The 22,538-nt window shown below is 59.1% G+C and carries 19 protein-coding genes and 2 tRNA genes; 14 read left to right on the top strand and 7 right to left on the bottom strand.

Annotated features, from left to right (window positions below):
* Nucleotides 1-302 precede the first annotated feature (302 nt).
* On the bottom strand, nucleotides 303-2,162 hold the full coding sequence (locus O8B93_RS23570) for a PHA/PHB synthase family protein (protein ID WP_269712262.1): 1,860 nt from the start codon (nucleotides 2,160-2,162) through the stop codon (nucleotides 303-305).
* 38 nt (nucleotides 2,163-2,200) lie between these two features.
* Between O8B93_RS23570 and O8B93_RS23565 the strand changes: the two genes are divergently transcribed.
* Nucleotides 2,201-2,728 carry a hypothetical protein gene (locus O8B93_RS23565; protein ID WP_269712261.1) on the top strand — a complete coding sequence of 176 codons (528 nt, stop codon included), beginning with the start codon at nucleotides 2,201-2,203 and terminating at the stop codon, nucleotides 2,726-2,728.
* A 560-nt stretch (nucleotides 2,729-3,288) separates the two neighbouring features.
* Here the strand turns inward: O8B93_RS23565 and fnrN are convergent.
* Nucleotides 3,289-4,014: a transcriptional regulator FnrN gene (gene fnrN / locus O8B93_RS23560; protein WP_269712260.1), complete on the bottom strand. Its 726-nt coding sequence runs from the start codon at nucleotides 4,012-4,014 to the stop codon at nucleotides 3,289-3,291.
* Between the two features lie 213 nt (nucleotides 4,015-4,227).
* Here fnrN and hemN point away from each other — a divergent pair, with 213 nt between their 5' ends.
* The 8 genes from hemN to O8B93_RS23520 all read left to right on the top strand — a co-directional run bounded on the left by hemN (nucleotide 4,228) and on the right by O8B93_RS23520 (nucleotide 12,324).
* Nucleotides 4,228-5,577 carry an oxygen-independent coproporphyrinogen III oxidase gene (gene hemN / locus O8B93_RS23555; RefSeq protein ID WP_269712259.1) on the top strand — a complete coding sequence of 450 codons (1,350 nt, stop codon included), beginning with the start codon at nucleotides 4,228-4,230 and terminating at the stop codon, nucleotides 5,575-5,577.
* 114 nt (nucleotides 5,578-5,691) lie between these two features.
* Nucleotides 5,692-5,976: an acyl carrier protein gene (locus tag O8B93_RS23550; RefSeq protein ID WP_003495848.1), complete on the top strand. Its 285-nt coding sequence runs from the start codon at nucleotides 5,692-5,694 to the stop codon at nucleotides 5,974-5,976.
* Nucleotides 5,977-6,065: 89 nt separating this feature from the next.
* A complete protein-coding gene (locus O8B93_RS23545) occupies nucleotides 6,066-6,545 on the top strand; it encodes a 3-hydroxyacyl-ACP dehydratase FabZ family protein (protein ID WP_269712258.1) in 480 nt (159 codons plus the stop codon).
* 209 nt (nucleotides 6,546-6,754) lie between these two features.
* Nucleotides 6,755-7,951 carry a beta-ketoacyl-ACP synthase gene (locus O8B93_RS23540; RefSeq protein WP_269712257.1) on the top strand — a complete coding sequence of 399 codons (1,197 nt, stop codon included), beginning with the start codon at nucleotides 6,755-6,757 and terminating at the stop codon, nucleotides 7,949-7,951.
* 12 nt (nucleotides 7,952-7,963) lie between these two features.
* Nucleotides 7,964-9,244 (top strand): beta-ketoacyl-ACP synthase, encoded by a 1,281-nt coding sequence (locus O8B93_RS23535; protein WP_006316338.1) that lies wholly within the window; start codon nucleotides 7,964-7,966, stop codon nucleotides 9,242-9,244.
* Between the two features lie 141 nt (nucleotides 9,245-9,385).
* Nucleotides 9,386-10,414 (top strand): zinc-binding dehydrogenase, encoded by a 1,029-nt coding sequence (locus tag O8B93_RS23530; RefSeq protein WP_006316337.1) that lies wholly within the window; start codon nucleotides 9,386-9,388, stop codon nucleotides 10,412-10,414.
* 5 nt (nucleotides 10,415-10,419) lie between these two features.
* Complete coding sequence (locus tag O8B93_RS23525) at nucleotides 10,420-11,349, top strand: lipid A biosynthesis lauroyl acyltransferase (protein WP_405049087.1); 930 nt, start codon at nucleotides 10,420-10,422, stop codon at nucleotides 11,347-11,349.
* Between the two features lie 279 nt (nucleotides 11,350-11,628).
* Entirely contained in the window at nucleotides 11,629-12,324 is a 696-nt protein-coding gene (locus O8B93_RS23520; RefSeq protein ID WP_269712255.1) for a nitrogen regulation protein NR(II), read from the top strand.
* A gap of 51 nt (nucleotides 12,325-12,375) precedes the next feature.
* On the opposite strand, the gene O8B93_RS23515 is transcribed toward O8B93_RS23520, so the two are convergent.
* A complete protein-coding gene (locus O8B93_RS23515; RefSeq protein ID WP_269712254.1) occupies nucleotides 12,376-13,179 on the bottom strand; it encodes a TSUP family transporter in 804 nt (267 codons plus the stop codon).
* Nucleotides 13,180-13,361: 182 nt separating this feature from the next.
* Between O8B93_RS23515 and O8B93_RS23510 the strand changes: the two genes are divergently transcribed.
* From O8B93_RS23510 to recJ, 5 genes are all read left to right on the top strand, one after another.
* The gene (locus tag O8B93_RS23510; protein ID WP_269712253.1) at nucleotides 13,362-14,321 is read left to right on the top strand and encodes a nucleoside hydrolase; all 960 of its coding nucleotides are present in this window, start codon (nucleotides 13,362-13,364) and stop codon (nucleotides 14,319-14,321) included.
* A 301-nt stretch (nucleotides 14,322-14,622) separates the two neighbouring features.
* Nucleotides 14,623-15,843: an LL-diaminopimelate aminotransferase gene (locus O8B93_RS23505; protein ID WP_269712252.1), complete on the top strand. Its 1,221-nt coding sequence runs from the start codon at nucleotides 14,623-14,625 to the stop codon at nucleotides 15,841-15,843.
* Between the two features lie 61 nt (nucleotides 15,844-15,904).
* On the top strand, nucleotides 15,905-17,215 hold the full coding sequence (locus O8B93_RS23500) for a homoserine dehydrogenase (RefSeq protein WP_006316330.1): 1,311 nt from the start codon (nucleotides 15,905-15,907) through the stop codon (nucleotides 17,213-17,215).
* Between the two features lie 212 nt (nucleotides 17,216-17,427).
* Complete coding sequence (locus O8B93_RS23495) at nucleotides 17,428-17,652, top strand: hypothetical protein (RefSeq protein WP_309568516.1); 225 nt, start codon at nucleotides 17,428-17,430, stop codon at nucleotides 17,650-17,652.
* Nucleotides 17,653-17,749: 97 nt separating this feature from the next.
* Entirely contained in the window at nucleotides 17,750-19,558 is a 1,809-nt protein-coding gene (gene recJ / locus O8B93_RS23490) for a single-stranded-DNA-specific exonuclease RecJ (protein ID WP_405049086.1), read from the top strand.
* A 131-nt stretch (nucleotides 19,559-19,689) separates the two neighbouring features.
* Here the strand turns inward: recJ and O8B93_RS23485 are convergent.
* The 4 genes from O8B93_RS23485 to O8B93_RS23470 form a co-directional block, all read right to left on the bottom strand.
* Nucleotides 19,690-19,764, bottom strand: a tRNA-Glu gene (locus O8B93_RS23485).
* A 449-nt stretch (nucleotides 19,765-20,213) separates the two neighbouring features.
* Nucleotides 20,214-20,288 (bottom strand) — tRNA-Glu (locus O8B93_RS23480).
* Between the two features lie 305 nt (nucleotides 20,289-20,593).
* The gene (locus tag O8B93_RS23475; protein ID WP_269712250.1) at nucleotides 20,594-21,367 is read right to left on the bottom strand and encodes an amino acid ABC transporter ATP-binding protein; all 774 of its coding nucleotides are present in this window, start codon (nucleotides 21,365-21,367) and stop codon (nucleotides 20,594-20,596) included.
* 12 nt (nucleotides 21,368-21,379) lie between these two features.
* On the bottom strand, nucleotides 21,380-22,537 hold the full coding sequence (locus O8B93_RS23470) for an amino acid ABC transporter permease (RefSeq protein WP_269712249.1): 1,158 nt from the start codon (nucleotides 22,535-22,537) through the stop codon (nucleotides 21,380-21,382).
* Nucleotide 22,538: the final 1 nt, after the last annotated feature.

Raw genomic sequence — 22,538 nt, 5'->3', positions numbered from 1 at the left:
CCAACGCCACATCCAGACGGTCCTTGGAAACATCGATGCCAACAATATTATCCATCTTATCCCATCCTTGCCTAATCGGGCTTCGCACACGCAAGCGGCCCCGGCGACTGTTCGGGTTCGATGAAAAGGCGGATGGAGACCCTGGCTCATTCACGGGATCAATGTCCCCAGGGGGGATCGGTCTTCCATCCACAACCGCACGAGCGACAATATCACAGTGCGACGAAATCAAGTTACAAGGGTGGAGGGAGCCGTGGTGGAAGACGTCTTTCTGTCGTGCACTGGTCAATTTTACCGACCTTCTACGACAGCACATAGGTCCCCGGCGCATCGCCGAGTACGGGCCGCTTGCCATCTTTCGGCCTGCGCGCTTTCACCTTCTCGGCACTCTGGCTTTCGACCCAGTTCTGCCAATGCACCCACCAGGAACCCTTGTGGGCCGTGGCGGCGGCCTGCCAGACATCGAAGTCTCCTGATGGTGACGGGCCTGTCCAATATTGGTATTTCTCTAGCTGCGGCGGATTGACGACGCCGGCGATGTGGCCGGACGCGCCGAGCACGAATTCCACCGGCCCGCCGAACAGCGCAGCTCCCGTGAAGACCGATTTGGCCGGCGCGATATGGTCGTCGCGGGTGGCGAGATCATAGATTGGTATCGTGATATCGCCGAGATTGATGCGCTTGCCGGCAACGCGCATCAGCCCGCGGGCGAGATTGTTCTCGAGATAACAATTGCGTAGATAGAAGGAATGGCTGGCGGCGGTCACCCGCGTCGAATCGGAATTCCAGTAGAGCAGGTCGAAGGGCAGGGGCTCGGTGCCGCGCAGATAATTATCCACCACATAGGGCCAGATGAGATCGGATGCCCGCAGCATGTTGAAGACGGTGGCCATGATTGAGCCATCGAGATAACCGACCGCCCGCATGTGCTTGTCCAGAGCCGCCAGCTGGCCTTCGTCGATGAAGACCTTGAGATCGCCGGCATGGATGAAATCGGTCTGGGCGGCGAGCAGCGTGGCGCTGCGGATACGCTCATTGCCCTCCTGCGCATGCAGCGCCAACGCTGACGACAAAAGCGTGCCGCCGACGCAATAACCGATGGCATTGATGTCCTTCTCGCCGGTCCGCTCCTCGATGGTGTCGAGCGCGAAATCGATGCCTTCGCTGATATAATCGTCCCATCCCTTGTCGGCGAGGCGCGCATCCGGGTTGATCCAGGAGACCATGAACACGCTGTGGCCCTGTTCAAGGCACCAGCCGACAAAGGATTTCTGCGGGTTGAGATCGAGGATGTAGAATTTGTTGATCCACGGCGGCACGATCAGCAGCGGCCGTTTAAAGACCTTTTCCGTTGTCGGCGCATAATGGATGATTTCGCAGAGCGGGCTTTTTGCCACCACCTTGCCTGGTGTGACGGCGATATTCTGGCCGATGACGAATTTGCTATAATCGGTCTGGCGCAGTTTCAGATGGCCATTGCCGGCCGCGACATCCTCCGCGAGCTGGGCCATGCCCTTGACGAGATTGGCGCCGCTGGAGGCGACCGTTTCGCGGAAGACCTGCGGGTTGGTGAAGACGAAATTGGCCGGCGAAAGCGCTTCCGTCACCTGCCGCATGTAAAACAGCGCCTTGGTGCGGGTGTGCTCATCCAGCCCATCCGCTTCGGTCACCATTCGGTCGGCGAAACCGACGGTGGTCTGGTAGGCTTTCAGGAGGAAATCGAAAAACGGATTGTCCTGCCAGTCGGCATCGGCGAAACGCTTGCTTCTGCGCTGTGCGTGGCCGCTTTCGGCCGCATTCTCCGGGGGCGAATCGGTATCGCCGGAAAATTGCGCCAGCGATTTCGCCCAGAGATCGTAATAGCTGGAGAGAAGATGGGTCTGCGCTTCCAGCGACCGCTTCGGTTCGGCCATCCAGTACTCGGCGACATCGGAGAGCGTCTTGACCAGATCGGTCACCGGATCGGCGTTTGCCTGGGGAATTTCACCGCGTTCGCGCGGCGCCAGCCATTCGGAGGCGGCTTTGCCAAGATTTTCCAGCGCTCGGGCGATGTTGATCGCGAAGGTTTCAGGATCGCGGATCAGGTAGGCCTCGGCGGAACTGGCGTCGAAGCCGGGCATTTTGTCGCCCTTTTTCTTCTGCCCGCCGTCAACACCTGCCATGCATGATCCTCCACCAAATTTGTGTTTGCACATTCTGCATGAAAACGAATACAAGTTCCACCAGCAAGGGGAGGCGCGCAAGGCGCCGAACCGCGGTCGAATTCGATATCGGCGGATATCCTTACAGGCGGAACATGACGATGGGCAAGCAGATGGGCACATTCGGAACATATGCGGAAAATGCCGCGAGAATCGCTGTGCTTTCGCTCTCCGGCGCCATGCTCGCCACTACGCTTGCAGCCTGCAAGGCCCCGGAGCCGATCGTCGCGCCCGCCCATATGCGCCGCCCGACCACGGAAATCGTCGGTCCGCGCCCCGTCAGCGACACCGCGGTCAGCCAGAAGCGCGATACCGGCACCTATCCGACCTTCTCCCAGCCGTTGACGGCCGCAGGCAGCCAGATGGGCGATGAAGAGGCCTCCAAGATGGAGAAAAGCCTTTCGAACCTCGGTGCGGCACGGCGCAACGGCCAGATTTCGGAAGCCGAATACAAACGCCGGGTGGCCGAGCTACGCGCGCTTGCCGAAAACCAGAAGCCGGTTGCGACGCCCGCTGCTTCGCAGTGAGATTATGCCGGGCATTTGACGCGGTTCACTGGACTGCTCTTTAACGTCTTCACATATCCCCCATAGAATCGTTCCATATGAGCCAAAGGCTGCATATGAAGCGAGCGATTACCGCTTGTTTCTTCTCCCCGAGGGGAGAAGGTCGCGGCAGCGGGATGAGGGGGCGAGTGTAGTGATAAACCGCGAGCTTGCCCCCTCATCCGACCCTTCGGGCCACCTTCTCCCCGGCGGGGAGAAGAAACTTGTGGCGATGCCGAGCCTTCCGTAATGACATTAGAGGCTGACGGGGCGTGCCGTCCGGCAATCCTAACCCCTTCTTTACCCTGCCTCTGAACCATCCGCTTACCCAAGATGTTAAGCAGATGGAGGCGGTTTGCCGCTTAGGATGCAACCATAACAAACAGGCCGCTGAAACAGCGGGGCACGGGGTGAAATATCATGAAATGCATCGCCGCTTTGCTGGTTCTCGCCAGTTTTGCGCTCGCACCCGCTCAGGCGCGGGCGCCACATATCAATTTTGGAGTTCCCGCGCTTCAGGGGCGGTAACAGGGCAAATTTCGTCAGTCGTTACCGGCGGCTTCGCTCAGAAGGTCGAGGTCCGGCACCGTGATATGGCGGTTGTTCTCGATGCGGATAATACCTTCCTTGCGCAGCTTGGTCATTTGCCGGCTAACTGTCTCGATGGTGAGACCGAGGAAATCCGCGATATCGGCGCGGGAAAGCGGCAGGTCAAAGCAGGATTTGTCGTCATTTTCCGGGTCGATATGGGTGGCGATCATATAAAGGAAGCTGGCAACCTTTTCCTGCGCCGATTTGCGGCCCAGCGTCAGCATCCAGTCGCGTGCCTCGTCGAGTTCCTTCAGTGACTGGCTGTGCAGCTTGCGTTCCATATCGGGCACTTCGGAGACCATGCGGTCGACGACGCGGCGCGGAAAAAGGCAAATCTCCACATCGGTCGCTGCTTCCGCCGTCATCTTGCTTTCCGCCATGAACGGGCGTCCAAGAAAATCCGGTGCGAATTGCAGGCCGACGATCTGCTGGCGGCCATCCGACATCATTTTCGAAAGCTTCACCACGCCATTGAGGATGTTGCCATAGGAGGTGACGAGCTCACCCTGGCCCAGCAGCTCATTGCCGGCTTCCAGCTTTTTGCGGCTGGAGTGACGGTTCAGGTCGCAGAGCTGCTGCGGCGTCAACGTGCTGCAAAGTCCGCCGTGACGCGCCTCGCAGGAGCGGCATACGACGGGATATTCCGAATTGTGGATGGTCTTCTGCAGCGTGTCCATAAGCCTTTTCCAATGCTGGCTTTTCGGGACGAAATGCGACCGTGGGTATCAAATACGGTCTCTTTAAGGGCTTGCGCCATGTAGCCGTCGTCCCCGCGTCTACTTTAGCAAGAACTTATGGCGCAATTTGATTGAAGTCAAAGTTGCAAACTGTCGCAGCCGTTACTGAGAGGAAGGAAATCGACATTTTCTTGATAAAAGGCAAATCCGGTGATGAATACGGAACTTCTTCGCAAATATTCGGGTGCAGTGCCACGTTACACAAGCTATCCGACCGCGCCGCATTTCCACGAGGGAATCGATAACGACACTTATCGGCAGTGGCTGGGTGCGCTCAACCACAGGAACCGGATATCGCTTTACCTGCACATTCCCTATTGCGACCGTCTGTGCTGGTTCTGTGCCTGTCACACCAAACACACGCTGAGATACGAGCCGATTGCCGTTTATCTGGAGGCACTTAAGCAGGAGATTGCAACGATCGGCGCGCTTGTTTCACCTGACGCGGTTGTGAGTGCCGTGCATTTTGGCGGTGGTTCTCCCACCATGCTGAAGCCGGAGGATATGGTCAGCCTGATGGACTGTCTGCGGCGGCATTTCACCTTCGGGCTGGACCCGGAAATCAGCGTGGAGATGGACCCGAACGATCTGGATGACAGCCGCTACGATGCGCTTGCCGCCGTCGGCATGTCGCGGGCGAGCCTCGGCGTGCAGGACTTCGATGACAAAGTGCAAAAAACCATCAACCGTATTCAGTCTTTCGAACAGACGAAATCCGTCGTTGATGCGGTGCGCGCGAGGGGTGTTCACTCGGTCAATTGCGACATTCTTTATGGCCTGCCGTTCCAGACCTGCGAGACGCTGAAGAAGACGGTTGATCAGATCGTCTCGCTCGATCCGGACCGGGTAGCGCTTTTTGGTTATGCCCATGTGCCGTGGATGAAAAAACACCAGTCGCTGATCCCCGAACACGCGCTGCCTGATATTGCCGAGCGTTATCGCCAGATGACGATGGCAGGCGAGATGCTGAAGCAGGCAGGATATCGTGCAGTCGGCATCGACCACTTTGCCAAGCCGGCAGATACATTGTGTCAGGCCGTCGAGGCCCGTGCCCTGCGGCGGAATTTCCAGGGCTACACCACCGATACGGCCGATGCGCTGATCGGGCTTGGCGCTTCTTCGATAGGTAGGCTGCCGCAGGGTTATGTGCAGAACATGGTGGCAACAGGAGAATATCAGCGCATAGTGGGCGAGGGTGGGCTTGCCGTGGTCAAGGGAATAGAACTGTCGCAAGAGGATCAGGTGCGCTCGCATGTCATTGAGCGGCTGATGTGTGATTTCGCGCTCGACTTTGCGGATATCGACCAGCGTTTCGGCAAAGCGAGCCATTCCGTGCGAACGCAGGCGCAGCAATTCGCTGCCGGCAACAGCGACGGTGTGGTGCGTATGGAGGCCGGTATTTTTGCCGTCACGGAGAGGGGGAAACCCTTCGTCCGTAATATAGCGGCAATCTTCGACACCTATCTCGGCAATGGACGCGGCCGGCATTCGGTTGCTGTTTAGGCAACAGTTTTAGGGCAAATTTCAAAGTTACGTCACGAAACCATTGGCTTTTTTGTGCGACTTGCCTATGTGGTGCGTCAGACAGGATAATTCATACGAACGACAATAAGGATTATGGGCGTGACAGCTACATTCGACAAGGTTGCCGACATTATCGCCGAAACCAGCGAAATCGACCGCGAAACCATTACGCCGGAGAGCCACACGATCGACGATCTGGGCATCGACAGCCTCGACTTTCTTGATATCGTTTTTGCGATCGACAAGGAATTCGGCATCAAGATTCCGCTCGAGCAGTGGACGCAGGAAGTCAACGAAGGCAAAGTTTCCACCGAAGAGTACTTCGTGCTGAAGAACCTCTGTGCCAAGATCGACGAATTGCGCGCAGCCAAGGGCTGATGTGACAATGCCCGCGTCAAGCGGGCATTTCTTTTTCTGGACCCGGCCTTGTTGGGCGGGTCACAACCGACCAGAAACGGGCCGGACGGATGCTGCTTGAATATTTTCAGATGATCGACAAGGTCGAAGCCGTGGACATGGCGACGCGCACGTTGAAGGCGCAGTCCGTCGTTCCCGACAAGAGCCCGGTTTTCGAAGGCCACTTTCCCGGCATGCCGTTGGTTCCGGGTGTCCTCCTGATCGAGACCATGGCGCAGGCTTCAGGCATGCTGGTTCTGGCATTCAGCGATTTTGCCTCCATGCCGTTCCTGATGTCGGTCGATGGCGCCAAGATGCGCACCTTCGTTGAGCCCGGCGCGGTTCTCGACATCGAGGCCGTGCTGGAGCATGACGGTTCGGGCTTTGCGGTCACCAAGGCGAAGATTACCTGCGATGGCAAGAAGGTCTGCGATGCGCAGCTGAAACTGCGCACTATGCCGTTCAGTGAAATTCCGCTCGGTCCCATCGTCAAGAAGCGGGCCGAAGAAGTCGGCCTGATGGCGGCCATTGCCGCGGATGCGCAAAAATAAGCGCTTCCGCCCGTTTCGAAAGAGGGCGTTTTTCCCGTCGGCCCGGTTTCGATGCATGAAAATCGTGGGCTGGCGATGGCCGAACGGGCCTTCACCATTGCCAATCCGCACCGCGCGCTTTATTCCGCAACGCATGAAGTGGTTGTTCGCAACCGCTGTTGGATAGCCGTGACCGTTTCGGCGGGGCCGGCTGCAAAGGATGACAGACGATGAAATCTGACAATGATGTGGTGATAACAGGGGTCGGCATCGTGACCTGTCACGGCGTCGGCAGCCAGGCGCATGTGGCGCTTCTTTCTGGAGCAGCCGCGCCGGCGACGATTGTCGAGACCGAAAAATTCAAACCCTATCCGGTCCATCCCATGCCTGAGATCGACTGGTCCGCGCAGATCGCCAAGCGCGGTGACCAGCGCCAGATGGAAAACTGGCAGCGGCTCGGCGTGTTCGCCGCCGGCCTCGCACTCGATGATGCCGGGCTGAAGGAAGATACCGAAGCTTGCGCCACCATGGACATGATTGTTGCTGCCGGCGGCGGCGAGCGCGACATCAATGTCGATACGCTGATTGTCGATGAGGCGCTGAAGCGCAATGACCGTGAAAAGCTGCTGAACGAGAAGCTGACCACGGAACTGCGCCCGACGCTGTTTCTCGCCCAGCTTTCCAACCTGATGGCCGGCAATATCTCCATCGTGCACAAGGTCACCGGGTCTTCCCGCACCTTCATGGGTGAGGAAGCGGCAGGTATCTCCGCCGTCGAAACCGCGTTCCACCGCATTCGTTCCGGCGAATCGAGCCACGCGCTTGTGGGCGGTGCCTTCTCGGCTGAACGTCCCGACATGATCCTGCTGTTCGAAGCCATCGGCGCACATGCGCAGGGCGGCTGGCAGCCGCTTTGGTCGCGTGGCGACCAGGATGGCGGCGGCATGATTTCCGGTTCGCTTGGCGCATTCCTCGTGCTGGAATCGCGCAAGCACGCCAGCGCGCGCGGCGCGCGCATCTATGCCCGCATCGACGCCATTGAGGGCGACCGTGGCAGCCGCGATGACGGTAAGATGGAAAAGCGCATGGAGCGGCTGCTTGCGCCTGCAAAGGACAGCGCTGCGACCGTCGTATTTTCCGGCGCGAGCGGTTATGACGAGGTGACAGCCCGCGAGAAGGATATTCTCGAAAAGGCGCTGCCAAATTCGGTCATTCGTGGTTTCGGCGGTGTCACCGGTCATGGACTTGAGGCGCAGTTTCCGCTCGGGCTGGCTCTGGCGGCGCTGACGCTTGAAAGCGGCGCGAAGGTTCCTACCTTCGACGCGGCTGCCGAAAAGCAGATGGGCGAGGCGGCCACGGAGGCCGTCGTCACCACCGTCGGCCATGTGCGCGGCGAAGGTGTCGCCGTCCTGTCCCGTGACGTGTGAGGAGAAAAGACCATGACCAATTTTAAGGATCATCTCGGTCGCCCGATCGTTGCCGTGACCGGCATGGGCATCATCACCTCGCTCGGTCAGGGACTTGCCGATAACTGGGCGGCGCTGACATCAGGCAAGTCGGGTATTCACAAGATCACCCGCTTCCCGACCGAGGGTCTTTCGACCCGGATCAGCGGCACGGTCGATTTCATCGATATCCCGGTTCCGAACTCCGTCGAGCGCTCCTATGCCTTCGCCCGCGAAACCACCATCGAGGCGCTGGCGCAGGCCGGTATATCCGGTGATTTCGATGGACCGCTGTTTCTCGCAGCACCGCCGATCGAGCCTGAATGGAGCGCCCGTTTCGAGCTTGCCGACCGGTCTCCGCCAGCCGCAAAGCCTGGTGACGCCTATGAACGGTTCATGACGGCGTTGCGCCAGCGTCCCGATCCGGCATTCCAGGAAGCCGCATTGTTCGGCGCGATTTCCGAACGTCTTTCCGACCGTTTTGGCACGCGCGGTTTGCCAGTCACTCTGTCCACTGCCTGTGCTTCGGGTGCGACTGCGATCCAGCTCGGCGTTGAGGCGATCCGCCAGGGCCGCACCGAACGCGCGCTGACGGTTGCGACCGACGGTTCTGTCAGCGCCGAGGCGCTGATCCGCTTCTCGCTGCTCTCGGCGCTTTCGACCCAGAACGACCCGCCGGAAAAGGCCTCCAAGCCGTTCAGCAAGGATCGCGACGGTTTCGTGATCGCCGAAGGTGCCGCAACGCTGGTGCTGGAATCGCTCGAAGCCGCTGTCGCCCGTGGTGCCAAGGTTCTCGGTATCATCAAGGGTGCCGGCGAAAAGGCTGACAGCTTCCACCGCACGCGGTCTTCGCCCGATGGCGGCCCGGCGATTGCGACGATCCGTGCGGCACTGGCCGATGCGGGCGTGGCCGAAAGCGACATCGGCTATATCAACGCGCACGGCACCTCGACGCCTGAGAACGACAAGATGGAATATGGCTCGATGCTGGCCGTCTTCGGTGAAGGCCTGAAGAATATTCCGCTGTCGTCCAACAAGTCGATGATCGGCCATACGCTGACGGCAGCCGGCGCGGTGGAAGCGGTTTTCTCGCTGCAGACGATGCTGACCGGCACCCTGCCGCCGACGATCAACTACAATAATCCCGATCCGACCATCACGCTCGACGTGGTGCCGAATGTGAAGCGGGATGCGCAGGTGGGTGCGGTTCTCTCCAACTCCTTCGGGTTTGGCGGGCAGAATGCAAGCCTTGTCATGACGCGGGAACCGGCTTAACCGGTTCCGCTAAACAGGAGCGTTTCCAAAAGCACTGCGGAAGCGCTCTCGTCTCTTTGATTACGCATTCCAGCCGCAAAACCGTTACAGAGTTTTGCTGGAATGATTTTTAGATAACGCCCTCGGGCGAAGGACTGAAATATGCGCGCTCTTCAACTCGTGGATGACCGGAAGCTCGAAAAAGTGGACCTGCCTGAACCCGATGCTCCGGGCCCGGGCGAGGTGACGCTGCGCGTCAAGGCCGTGGCGCTCAACCACATCGACGTTTGGGGCTGGCGCGGCATGGCTTTCGCCAAGCGCAAGATGCCGCTCACCATCGGTGCGGAAGCCTCCGGCGTGGTCGAGGCCATCGGTCCCGGCGTTTCGAATGTGCTGCCCGGTCAGCTGGTCTCGGTTTACGGCGCGCGCACCTGCGGGCTCTGCAAGCCCTGCCGTGAAGGCCGTGACAATCTGTGCGAACATGTTCAGGGCGTCCATGGTTTCCATCTCGATGGTTTCGCGCAGGAAAAGATCAATATTCCCGCCCGCCAGCTCGTGCCGGCACCCCATGGAATTGATGCGGTTGCCGCGGCGCTTGCGCCGGTGACCTTCGGCACCGTCGAGCACATGCTGTTCGACAATGCCAAGCTCGAGCCCGGCGAAACCATCCTCATCCATGCCGGCGGTTCCGGTATCGGCACGGCGGCGATCCAGCTTGCCAAGAAGATGGGCTGCACCGTCATCACCACGGTCGGTTCCGACGACAAGATCGAACGGGCGAAGGCGCTCGGGGCCGATCATGTCATCAACTACCGGACCGACCGTTTTGAAGGCGTCGTGCGCAAGCTGACGAAAAAGAAGGGTGTCGATGTCGTGTTCGAGCACGTCGGCAAGGACACCTTCGTCGCCTCGATGTTCTCGCTGAAGCGCGGTGGCCGTCTTGTCACCTGCGGCTCCACCTCGGGCGTTTCCACCGAAATCAATCTGATGATGCTGTTCCAGCAGCAGCTGAAGCTGCTCGGCTCCTTCGGCTGCCGCATGGAAAACATGGCCAATGCCATGCAGAAGATGGCGCGCGGCATCGTTCATCCCGTCATCGACACGGAAGTCACCTTCGACGATATCGACCGGGCGCTGGAGCGCATGGAAACGCGCCAGGTGTTCGGCAAAATCGTTCTGCGGATGGATTGACCCCCTTGAAATTATTCCTGACGCGGATCGTCCTGAAACTGGACCACTTCCGGCAGTGGCTGATCGCGACATTCGCTTTCGGCCTTCTCAATCTGCTGAAGCTTTTTCCTGCCGATGCGGGCATTCGCGCCACGGACCGGCTGGCGCGCTTGATAGGGCCGAAAACCGGCCGCCACAAGCTGATGCTTTACAATCTGGCCCGCGCCTTTCCGGAAAAATCCGAGGAAGAGCGGCTGGAGATTGCCATGGACAGCTGGGCCAATATGGGCCGGCTTGCGGCGGAATATGTGTTTCTCGACCGGCTGTTCGATTTCGACCCGGAAAAAAACGAACCCGGTCGCATCGAAGTCGAGGGTATCCCGACCTTTCTCGAATTGCGCGACAATCCGCGGCCCTTCATCGTCTTTACCGCTCATAGCGGCAATTTCGAGCTGCTGCCGGTGGCCGGCTCGGCCTTCGGTCTTGATGTAACGGTGCTGTTCCGGCCGCCGAACAATCCCTACGTGGCCGACAAGGTGTTCAATTTCCGCAAGGAACGCATGGGCAATCTCGTGCCTTCGCATGCCGGCTCCTCCTTCGCGCTGGCGCGGCAGCTGGAAAAGGGCGGCGGTGTGGGTGTGCTTGTCGACCAGAAGTTCGGCAAGGGGCTGACGACTAAGTTCTTCGGGCTTGAGGTCCGTACCAATCCGCTTCTGGCCAAGCTGGTGCGGCAGTTTAATTGCGATGTCTATCCCGCCCGCTGCATACGCCTTCCGGACAATCGCTACAGGCTGGAGATTGAGCCAAAGGTTGAAATCCCGCGGGATCAGAAGGGCAATGTCGATATTCAGGCGACGGCGCAGCTTCTGAACGACAAGGTGGAAAGCTGGGTGCGAGAATATCCTGGCCAATGGCTTTGGTATCATGATCGCTGGGACGTGAAGCACCAGATCTGAAGCGACTGCCGGGCGGCCGGATTTTTTTGCGATTTCACAAGAATAGACCGCGAATTCGTGCATTTCGGTATTTTTTCATATTGGTGGAACCTCATTTCTCGTTCATGGATTATCGAAATTGAAAAAATAGCGGTGGCTGTGATATTTTGAACATCAATCCTCACGGCGTTCCTGCGTTTTGTTACGTCATTTTTAAGCGCGCAGACGCTATAAACAGGGGCAATGGGTTAATCCGTTCGCATTGGGAGCGGGGCATATGCCCGTTCAGGGAGAGTTGGGTTGAAAGATTTGATTGAGCTGTTCTGGCTGCGTTATACGGAACTGCAATCTGCCGTTGGTAAGAACGAAGCCGACAAGATTGCCGTGCTGGAGCGTGAACTGGAACAACTCCTCGAGCGGATTGTTGGACGCAAAACCGAAAGTTCCGAAGATATTCGCGAGCAGTTCCGTTTTGCCATCGATCTCCTCAATCATGAGGCGGAAGATCTCGGCTGCGTGCAGCGCAACTCCGAGCTGCTGCGCACTCTGGTCGATCGCTATGTCGGTATGCCGTTAAAGGCAAAGGTCGTCGGTGACGAGGATGAGGATACGCTGGCGTGGCATCACCGTCATCTGATCCTCGATGAGGACATGCTCAACGATCTGGACGAGCCTGTCGTGATCGTGTCTCCCGGTTACCGTGTTTCCTTCGCCAATGCGCTCGATGCATTTCAGCGCAATGCGCCGGAAGGGCTGATCGGCTGCCACATCGCCGAGCTTGTCGGCGTTCACCGTTTCCAGAACAGTCTCAGGGAAAAGCTCGACAATTGCTTCAAGGGCGATACGTCGAAATATACCTATGCGGAAGATCAGAACGGCCGCACGGTCGTCAAGTCGCTGGAAATGTCGCCCTGCTACTCCTCCGCCTACAAGCTCGTGGGCGCGATGGTGGTGATCCGCGAAATCGCCGATCGCAGGCGCCGCGCCGCAGGCTGAGGCAGCGGGCGCCTGTCCGTTGCCTGACGGGAAAAGGCGCTGCACCATCCCTCATTTCGGGAAGATGGTTTCCCAGATCGTAGCGATCGACCAGGCGGACGATGCGTCGATAAGAAGCTTCGTCGCCATGGCGAGGCATGACAGGACAAGAAGCGGGCGGATGATCTTCGCGCCGTTTTTCATCGCAAAGCGTGATCCGACCTGCGCCCCGATGAACTGGCCAAGGCCCATGGCGAGGCCGAGCTTCCACAAAACCGCTCCGCCCATCGCAAACACAACGAAACCGCCGAAGTTCGAGCCGAGGTTCAGCAGCTTGGTATGGGCGGTTGCCTTCAGCATGCCGAAACCCGCCAGCGCCACGAAGGCGAGCATGTAGAAGGAACCCGCGCCGGGGCCGAAAACGCCGTCATAAAAACCGATCAGCGGCGCGACCACCAGACCAAACACGAAGGGCGTGATGCGACGGTGGCTGTCGATATCACTGAGCTGCGGCTTGAAGGCGAAATAAAGCGCAATCGCGATCAGCAGAAAAGGCATGATGGCGCGCATGAGATCGGCCGGCACGAAGGCGGCCGTCAGCGCGCCGAGCATGCCGCCAGCCATGGCCATCAAAGCCATCGGCATTTGCTCCCGGAGGTTTACGTGGCCGCGTCTTGCATAGGCCAGCGTCGCGGAAGCGGAACCGAACTGCGCCTGAAGCTTGTTGGTGCCCAGCGTATCGAGCGGCGCAATGCCCATGATCATCATTGCCGGAATGACTATGAGCCCACCGCCGCCGGCGATGGAATCGATAAATCCGGCGAAGATGGCGACGCAGAAGAGGATGATAAAAACGTTGAGGGCGATGTCTTGCACTTGATATGTCCGGGCGGGCGGAAGGAGAGGGCTTCTTCTTTCACCGAAACGGTGACCGCGCAATCTCTTTCTGGGTGTTGGGTTACGGGCAGGGGGATTGCGGTGTGGCCGCTTATCGTTATGTTTCCGTGGCGCGCCGCTGGAAGGACCGATGGCGCTCGAGACATATGGATGAGGGCATTATGCATAAAGTGATATTCGATACGGATCCCGGTGTGGATGACGCCATGGCGCTTCTTTTCCTGCACCGGCACCCCGATATCGATCTGATCGGCGTCACCACGGTTTTCGGCAATGCGCCCATCGATATCACCACACGCAATGCGCTTTTCCTGAAGCGGGAATGGCAGATGACCGCGCCTGTTGCGAAAGGCGCCGGCGTGACCTTCGATCCCGCCCGCAAGGAAGGCCACTGGCCGACCTTCATCCATGGCGAAAACGGCCTCGGCGATATCGATATTCCCGAGACCATCGACCTGCCGCTCGATCCCCGCCCCGCGCATCGCTTCATCATCGAGACGGTGAAAGCCAATCCCGGCGAGGTGACGCTGATCGCCGTCGGCCGCATGACCAATCTGGCGCTGGCGCTGCGTGAGGAACCGGATTTCGCCGCGCTGGTGAAGGAAGTGATCGTCATGGGCGGCGCTTTCGATATCAACGGCAATGTGTCGCCGGCGGCCGAGGCCAATATTCATGGCGACCCGGAAGCGGCCGATCTCGTCTTCACCGCGCCCTGGCGCGTGGTGGTCGTCGGCCTCGACGTCACGACAAAGACCGTGATGACCAGCGCCTTCATGGCGGAGATGGCGGCGGCCGGCGGCAAGCCCGTGCAGCTTCTCTCTGACCTGTCGCAATTCTACATCGATTTCTACAAGACCCGCACCGGCGACGGCATGGTGGTGCATGACAGCTGCGCCTGCGTCTATCTCGTCGCGCCAGAGCTGTTCGAGACCCGCAGCGGCCCTGTGCGCGTCGTCTGTGGTGGTCTTGCCGACGGCCAGACCATTCAGAAGCCTGACGGACGTGCCTTCCCGCCGGGCGACTGGGACGGGCATCCGAGCCAGCTTGTGTGCACGGATATCAAGCCGGAGCGCGTGCTTTCGGTCATCCGTGCGGCAATTGTGATGGGTGAGCGCGGCTGAACGACAGGAATGGCCGTTCTCGAGCATGGCTTGCCTTGCATTTTCCAAGAATCTGGCGTTATGCAAGTTCCTTGATCCTATTGCGCGATCCGCCTTGCCAAAGGGGCCGAAAAGGCTGTGCCGAATCACAGGCGGATGATCGCGATGGCGTGTGAGCCGAGAAAAGCCTTGTAGGTTTTCCCGTGCTTTGCGCTACAATGAATAACGCCTGCCGGATCGGTTCGTGTCGGCGGCGTTTAAAAACAAAAAACGAACCTTCGTTATGGGCCGGCAGAACCGGTCCATTCCCATGAGGAAAGTGATGGAAGAGTTTCACAAGGTCCGGCGTCTGCCGCAATACGTCTTCGAACAGGTCAACCGTTTGAAAGCGAGCGCGCGAGCGGCCGGGGCCGATATCATCGATCTCGGCATGGGCAATCCCGACCTTCCGACCCCCAAGGCGATCGTCGACAAGCTTTGCGAAGTCGTTCAGGACCCACGCACCCATCGTTATTCCTCGTCCAAGGGTATTCCCGGTCTTCGCCGCGCGCAGGCCGCCTATTATGCCCGTCGTTTTGGCGTGAAGCTCAACCCCGATACGCAGGTCGTCGCCACGCTCGGCTCCAAGGAAGGTTTCGCCAATATGGCGCAGGCCATCACGGCACCCGGTGACGTGATCCTGTGCCCGAACCCGACCTATCCGATCCATGCCTTCGGCTTCCTGATGGCAGGCGGTGTTATCCGCTCGATGAATGTCGAGCCGGATGAAAGCTTCTTCGGGCCGCTGGAGCGCGCCGTGCGCCACTCCATCCCGAAGCCCCTGGCACTGATCGTCAATTACCCGTCGAACCCGACGGCGCATGTCGCGTCGCTCGATTTCTACAAGGACGTGATCGCCTTCGCGAAGAAGCATGAGATCATCGTGCTGTCCGACCTTGCCTATTCGGAAATTTATTTCGACGACAACAATCCGCCGCCTTCAGTTCTGGAAGTTCCCGGCGCAATGGACGTTGCGGTGGAGTTCACCTCCATGTCGAAGACCTTCTCCATGCCCGGCTGGCGCATGGGCTTTGCCGTCGGTAACGAGCGGCTGATCGCGGCGCTGACCCGCGTGAAGTCCTATCTCGATTACGGCGCCTTTACGCCGATCCAGGTTGCGGCGACGCATGCGCTCAACGGTGACGGTTCCGACATCGCCGAAGTGCGCAGCGTCTATCGCCGCCGCCGCGATGTCATGGTCGATACGTTCGGCAAGGCCGGTTTCGAGGTTCCGCCACCGGCGGCGACGATGTTCGCCTGGGCGAAAATCCCGGAAAAGTTCCGCCATCTCGGCAGCCTGGAATTCTCCAAGCTTCTGGTCGAGAAGGCTGATATCGCCGTTGCTCCCGGCATCGGCTTTGGCGAGATGGGCGATGATTACGTCCGCCTTGCGCTCGTGGAAAACGAGCATCGAATTCGTCAGGCAGCGCGCAATCTGAAGCGTTTCCTGTCGAGCGCAGACGAAACGATGCACAATGTCGTTTCGCTTAACGCCCACAGATAAGGGCAACCGAAGGCGGCCGGGCCTCGGCCGCCACCATCATCAGCAAATCAGGAACATACCCATGGCAGATTCATTGAGAATCGGCATAGCGGGGCTCGGCACTGTCGGCGCTTCGCTCGTGCGCATCCTCCAGCAGAGAAGCAACGAACTTGCGATTACCTGCGGACGCGCGATTGAGATTATTGCGGTGAGCGCGCGCGATCGTTCGCGCGACCGCGGCATCGATCTCAAGGGTATTACCTGGTTCGATACGCCCGAGCAGATGGCGAGCGAAGCCGATATCGACGTGTTCGTCGAACTGGTCGGCGGTGCTTCCGGTCAGGCGGAAAATGCGGTGCGGGCAGCGCTGTCACGCGGTCTCCATGTGGTGACAGCCAACAAGGCGCTGCTTGCCAAGCACGGCGTCGAACTGGCGACCATTGCCGAAGACAAGGGCGCGCTTCTCAATTTCGAGGCGGCGGTGGCTGGCGGTATCCCGGTCATCAAGGCGCTGCGTGAATCGCTCACCGGCAACCATGTGTCGCGCATTTACGGCATCATGAACGGCACCTGCAACTACATCCTCACCAAAATGGAGAAGGAAGGCCTGTCCTTCGAGGCGTGCCTGAAGGAGGCGCAGCGGCTCGGTTATGCCGAAGCGGATCCGGCCTTCGATATCGAGGGCAATGACACCGCGCACAAGCTTTCGATCCTGACCACGCTTGCCTTCGGCAACAAAATCGCTGCCGATGACATCTATCTCGAAGGCATCACCAATATCTCCATCGAGGATATTCAGGCGGCGGCCGAGCTTGGTTACCGCATCAAGCTTCTCGGTGTGGCGCAGGTGACCGACTCCGGCATCGAGCAGCGCGTGCATCCGACTATGGTGCCGCTCGATTCCGTCATCGCCCAGGTGGATGGCGTGACCAATGCGGTGGCAATCGAATCCGACATTCTCGGCGAATTGCTGATGGTCGGCCCGGGTGCGGGCGGCAATGCCACGGCGTCTGCCGTTCTTGGCGACATCGCCGATATCGCCAAGAGCCGTCCGGGCGCCCAGCAGGTGCCTGTGCTCGGCCGTCCGGCCAAGTCGCTGACGGAATACCGCCGCGCCAAGATGAAGAGCCATGAGGGCGGTTATTTCATCCGTCTGACGGTGAAGGATCAGGCGGGTGTTTTCGCCTCGATCGCCACCCGCATGGCGGACAATAACATCTCGCTGGAATCCATCGTGCAGCGCCAGCGCGTGCATGTGGAAGGCGCGCCGCAGACCATCATCCTCGTCACCCATGCGACGATGGAAGATGCGATCCGCAAGGCGGTGAAGGCGATCAAGAACGAGAAATATCTCGTCAGCGAACCGCAGGTCATCCGCATCGAGCGGACCTGAGACGCGTCACGATTTTTCTGAAGTTTAGGGCCGCGCTTCCACATCGAAGCGCGGTCTTTTTTGTCATGGGGAGAGCTTGGTGAGGGTGTAAAAAACGCCCCCGAAACTACCAGCTTTCAGCTGTCACAAAATTTGAGGAAATGGTCTCGGAACCGCTGGAATACGACACGATTCGGCCCTATGGTTAATCATGTTCACCAAGCGAGGGAGGCGTGGCCGTGACATCGATCATCCTGTTCAAGGACAATAAGCGCGCAGGCGTGCTGGCTACCCATCACCGGGCGCGTCCGCACACTGCTAACGACAATATTCGCAGCATGGAATTCGACATTGCCGAGCATGAGCGCAACTGGTGCTCGCTCGCCGTTTTCTCGTTGCTGCTGCTGGTCGGCGCAGTGTCGATCGTCAGCCCGTTTTTCTCGATTTTTTCGGTGTGACTCCATCAAGGCGCGTTTTTGCTTGAAAAACGCGCCTTCGCCATTTAGCCCGTTCTAACCAAGGCGCTGAACGCGCATGACAGGATGAAGGGACAGGATGGCAATGTTGGAGCCGGCCGATACTGTGGCCCGCGCGTTTTTAAGCGTGGAGCGGTCGGCGACAGAACAGCGCTGGGTGTCGCGGCTGGATCAGGCCGGGCAAAACCGTGCACTCGCGATGTCCCAGGTCCACGCCATTCCCGAATTGATCGCGCGGGTGCTGGCCGGGCGCGGCGTCGGTGTCGATGACGCCCTGCCGTTCCTTGATCCCACCATACGTTCCCTGATGCCCGATCCGCATGTGCTGACCGATTGCGAAAAGGCCGCCGAGCGGCTGGTGCGCGCCATCGAGACCGGCGAGAAGGTGGCGATCTTCGGTGATTACGATGTTGATGGCGCTGCCTCTTCGGCGCTGATGTATCGCTTTCTGGCGCATTTCGGCCTGACGCCGGAAATCTATATTCCTGACCGCATTTTCGAGGGCTACGGGCCGAACCCGGCGGCGATGCAGCAGCTTGCCGCCAATGGCGCGACGCTGATCGTGACCGTCGACTGCGGCTCCACCAGTCATGAATCGCTTCAGGCCGCGAAGGACGCCGGAACGGATGTGGTGGTGATCGATCACCATCAGGTCGGCACGGAACTGCCGCCGGCCGTGGCGCTGGTCAATCCCAACCGGGAGGACGATCTTTCGGGGCAGGGGCATCTCTGTGCCGCGGGCGTGGTGTTTCTGGTGCTGGTGGCCACGTTGCGGCTGCTGAAGGACAAGCGTAACCGGCAGGCCTTCACGCTCGATCTGCTGTCACTGCTTGATATCGTCGCGCTTGCGACAGTCTGCGATGTGGTGCCACTGAAAGGGCTGAACCGCGCTTATGTGGTGAAGGGGCTGATTGCCGCGCGCCACATGAACAATGCCGGGCTTGCGGCGCTGTTCAAGAAGGCGGGTCTCGGTGGGCCTGTTACACCCTATCATTTCGGCTTCCTGATCGGGCCGCGCATCAATGCCGGCGGCCGCATTGGCGATGCCGCGCTGGGCAGTCGTTTGTTGACCATCGATGATTCTTCGCAAGCCGAGGTGATTGCCGAGCGGCTGGATGAACTGAACCGCGAACGGCAGGCCATGGAAGCGGCGATGCTGGCGGAGGCCGAAGCCGAGGCACTGTATGAATATGGCGACGGCTCGGGTGCGGGCGTCATCGTCACGGCGCGCGAGAACTGGCATCCGGGCATTGTCGGTCTGCTTGCCTCACGCCTGAAGGACCGTTTCCGCCGTCCGGCTTTCGCCATTGCCTTTGATCCTTCCGGTAAGGGCACCGGCTCAGGCCGCTCGATCAACGGCTTCGATATGGGCCGCATGGTGCGCGCCGCCGTGGAGGCGGGGTTGCTGGTCAAGGGCGGTGGCCATGCCATGGCGGCCGGCCTGACGGTGGAACGAGCCAATCTAGGCAAGCTCAGGACTTTCTTTGAAGAAGCTGCCGCAAAGACGGTGAACGAGCTGGTGGAAAGCAGCGTCCTGAAGATCGACGGCGCCATTGGCGCGTCAGGCGCGACTTTGCAGCTTGTCGATCAGCTGGAGCAGGCTGGTCCTTATGGTTCTGGCCATTCGCAGCCGATCTTTGCCGTGCCGGCGCACCGCCTGCGCGATGTGCGGCTTGTGGGCACAGCCCACGTCAAGATCACGCTGGAGGCCATGGATGGATCGCGGCTGGACGGTATCGCCTTCCGCGCTGCCGAAGCGCCTCTGGGGCAGATGCTGCTGAATGCGCGTGGCAGGAATATTCACGTGGCTGGAACAGTGGGTGCCGATCTCTGGCAGGGCCAGAGGCGTGTTCAACTACGCGTGCTGGACGCGGCTTTCGCGCCCTGACAGGGGCTGCCGAATAATCCTGAATTTTACGGAAACAAGTGCCTGGGACAGGCGCATCAGATGCGGGCCGTCGTGTTTACGCGATGCTTTAACATCTTAATGCAGGTGTTTGATTTTTCTGGAGAAGCAAGTGGCACGCCCTAGGGGAGTCGAACCCCTCTTTTCAGAATGAAAATCTGACGTCCTAACCGATAGACGAAGGGCGCGTGCGCTTGTGGTGTGGCGCCCTTATAGTCAGGCTCCCGAAGGTCTGCAAGCGGAAAAATTGATTTTTTGCGCTTCGAGACGAGTTTTTTTATGGACGCTGAAAGCGCTGTGGAAAACTACGGCGGATCCGGTCAAGACCTTGAAATATCGCCCCTATCGCCGTGTGGGCGCAAACGTGCTCGTGTCTCGTGCGAGACCGGGGAAGCGGATTCCAACCCTTAGCTGGCATCAAGCTGCGGTCTGGGACGAAGAGGCGCTGTGGTCGGGGGATGGGAAAGGCAAGCCGGTTGATCTGGCCGATGGCATTTCATCCGGCTTGCCTTCCATCGGGGGGACGCCATTCTAACGTGCCGCGCGGGAATCGGTTCCGCAGCAATGATGACGGGCGACAAATTCGCGACGTTGGAGGCGGGATCGAGATTTTCGGAGGGGAGAACACGAAGGCAAGTGGCACGCCCTAGGGGAGTCGAACCCCTCTTTTCAGAATGAAAATCTGACGTCCTAACCGATAGACGAAGGGCGCGTGCGCTTGTGGTGTGGCGCCCTTATAGTCAGGCTCCCGAAGGTCTGCAAGCGGAAAAATGCATGATTTGACAAAAAAATGACATGGGTGGCCAGAAGCCCTGAAAAACAAGGATTCTTGTTTCGTAACAAATGGTTAAACTGCGGCGCCGCGGCCATTTTTGTGCCTTTGACGCTTCGAGAGCGGTGGAATCACGGAATCGAAATCGTTGCGCTCGTGTGTCGAAATAGTCATTTCAGCAGGTCTCCAGAAATGAAAACGGGGCCGAAACGGCCCCGCTGGATAATTTGATGATGACTGCAGTCTTAGTGCAGAATCTGGCTGAGGAACAGCCGGGTGCGCTCGTGCTGCGGATTGTCGAAGAATTCGGCGGGCGAATTCTGTTCGACGATCTGGCCCTGATCCATGAAGATGACGCGGTTTGCGACCTGGCGGGCAAAGCCCATTTCGTGAGTCACGCACAGCATGGTCATGCCGTCTTCGGCAAGGCTGACCATGGTGTCGAGCACTTCCTTGACCATTTCCGGATCAAGCGCCGAGGTCGGTTCGTCGAACAGCATGATCTTCGGCTTCATGCAGAGCGAACGGGCGATCGCCACACGCTGCTGCTGACCGCCGGAGAGCTGGCCGGGGTACTTGTGCGCCTGCTCGGGGATCTTGACGCGCTTCAGATAGTGCATCGCCACTTCTTCGGCTTCCTTCTTGGGCATCTTGCGAACCCAGATCGGCGCCAGCGTGCAGTTTTCGAGGATCGTCAGATGCGGGAAGAGGTTGAAGTGCTGGAACACCATGCCAACTTCGCGACGCACTTCGTCGATCTTTTTCAGGTCGTTGGTAAGCTCAATACCGTCGACCTGGATCGAACCCGACTGGTGTTCTTCCAGCCGGTTGATGCAGCGGATCATGGTCGACTTGCCCGACCCGGAAGGACCGGCGATAACGATGCGCTCGCCCTTCATGACCTTCAGGTTGATGTCGCGCAATACGTGGAAATCGCCATACCACTTGTTCATGCCGGTGAGTTCGATTGCCACGTCCGTTGTCGAGACGGCCAGTTTTTTTGCTTGGTTTTCTGCCATTTTGAGCGTCCCTTATCGTTTATGCCCGGTGTCGAGGTGCCGTTCCATGAACAGCGAATAACGCGACATGCCGAAGCAGAATATCCAGAATACGAAGCCCGCGAAAATATAGCCAGTCATGGCGGTGACAGGCGTCGCCCAGTTCGCATCCGCTTGGTTGAGTGTAACGATGCCGAGCAGGTCGAACATGCCGATGATCGAGACCAGCGACGTGTCCTTGAACAGCCCGATGAAGGTGTTGACGATGCCCGGAATGACGAGCTTCAGCGCCTGCGGCAGCACAATCAGCCTCGTCTTCTGCCAGTAGTTCAGGCCGAGCGAGTCAGCACCTTCATATTGTCCCTTGGGAATAGCCTGCAGGCCGCCGCGGATCACCTCCGCCATATAGGCGGACGAGAACAGCGACACACCGACAAGCGCGCGCAGGAACTTGTCGAAGGTCCAGCCGTCGGGCAGGAACAACGGCAGCATGATGCTGGCGAAGAACAGGACGGTGATCAGCGGGATGCCTCTGATGACTTCGATGAAGAGCACGCAGAGCATCTTGATGACAGGCAGGTTCGACCGCCGCCCGAGGGCGAGAAGAATGCCAAAGGGCAGGGATACCGTTATTCCGAAGAACGACAGGATCAGGGTGATCATCAGCCCGCCCCAGAGCTGCGTTTCCACCTTTGGTAGGCCGAAGACGCCGCCGATGAGCAGAAAAAACGCAATAAAGGGCAGGATGATGAAAAGCACCAGCGCGTTGAGGCGCTTGAACGGTGCTTTCGGGATGAGCATCGGTATCAGCAGAATGGCAAACGTCACCATCACCAGGATGGGACGCCAGCGCTCGTCGATCGGATAGCGACCGAACATGATCTGACCGAATTTCGCGGAGACGAAGGCCCAGCATGCCCCGGCTTCGCCATCTGGCAATGCACCACCCTGAGAGGATGTCAGGCAGGCCAAGCGATCTGTACCGGTCCACACCGCATCTACGAACAGCCACTTGAAAAGCGGCGGCAGAAGATAGGCCAATAAAGCGATGGCCAGAACCGTAAGGACGGTATCTTTTGGCGTGGCGAAGAGTTTGGTGCGCAGCCAATGGGAGAGGCCCACCGCACTCGAAGGTGCGGGTTTTGCTTCCTCAATGGTATGACGCACGAAAGCATGATTGCTTAATGTCATC

Origin of the sequence: Martinezella rhizogenes, assembly GCF_027460065.1 — a bacterium.
Taxonomy (GTDB): Bacteria; Pseudomonadota; Alphaproteobacteria; order Rhizobiales; family Rhizobiaceae; genus Agrobacterium; species Agrobacterium rhizogenes_C.
The sequence above is the reverse complement of the archived record's forward strand: the minus strand, read 5'-3'. Positions and strand labels throughout refer to the sequence as shown.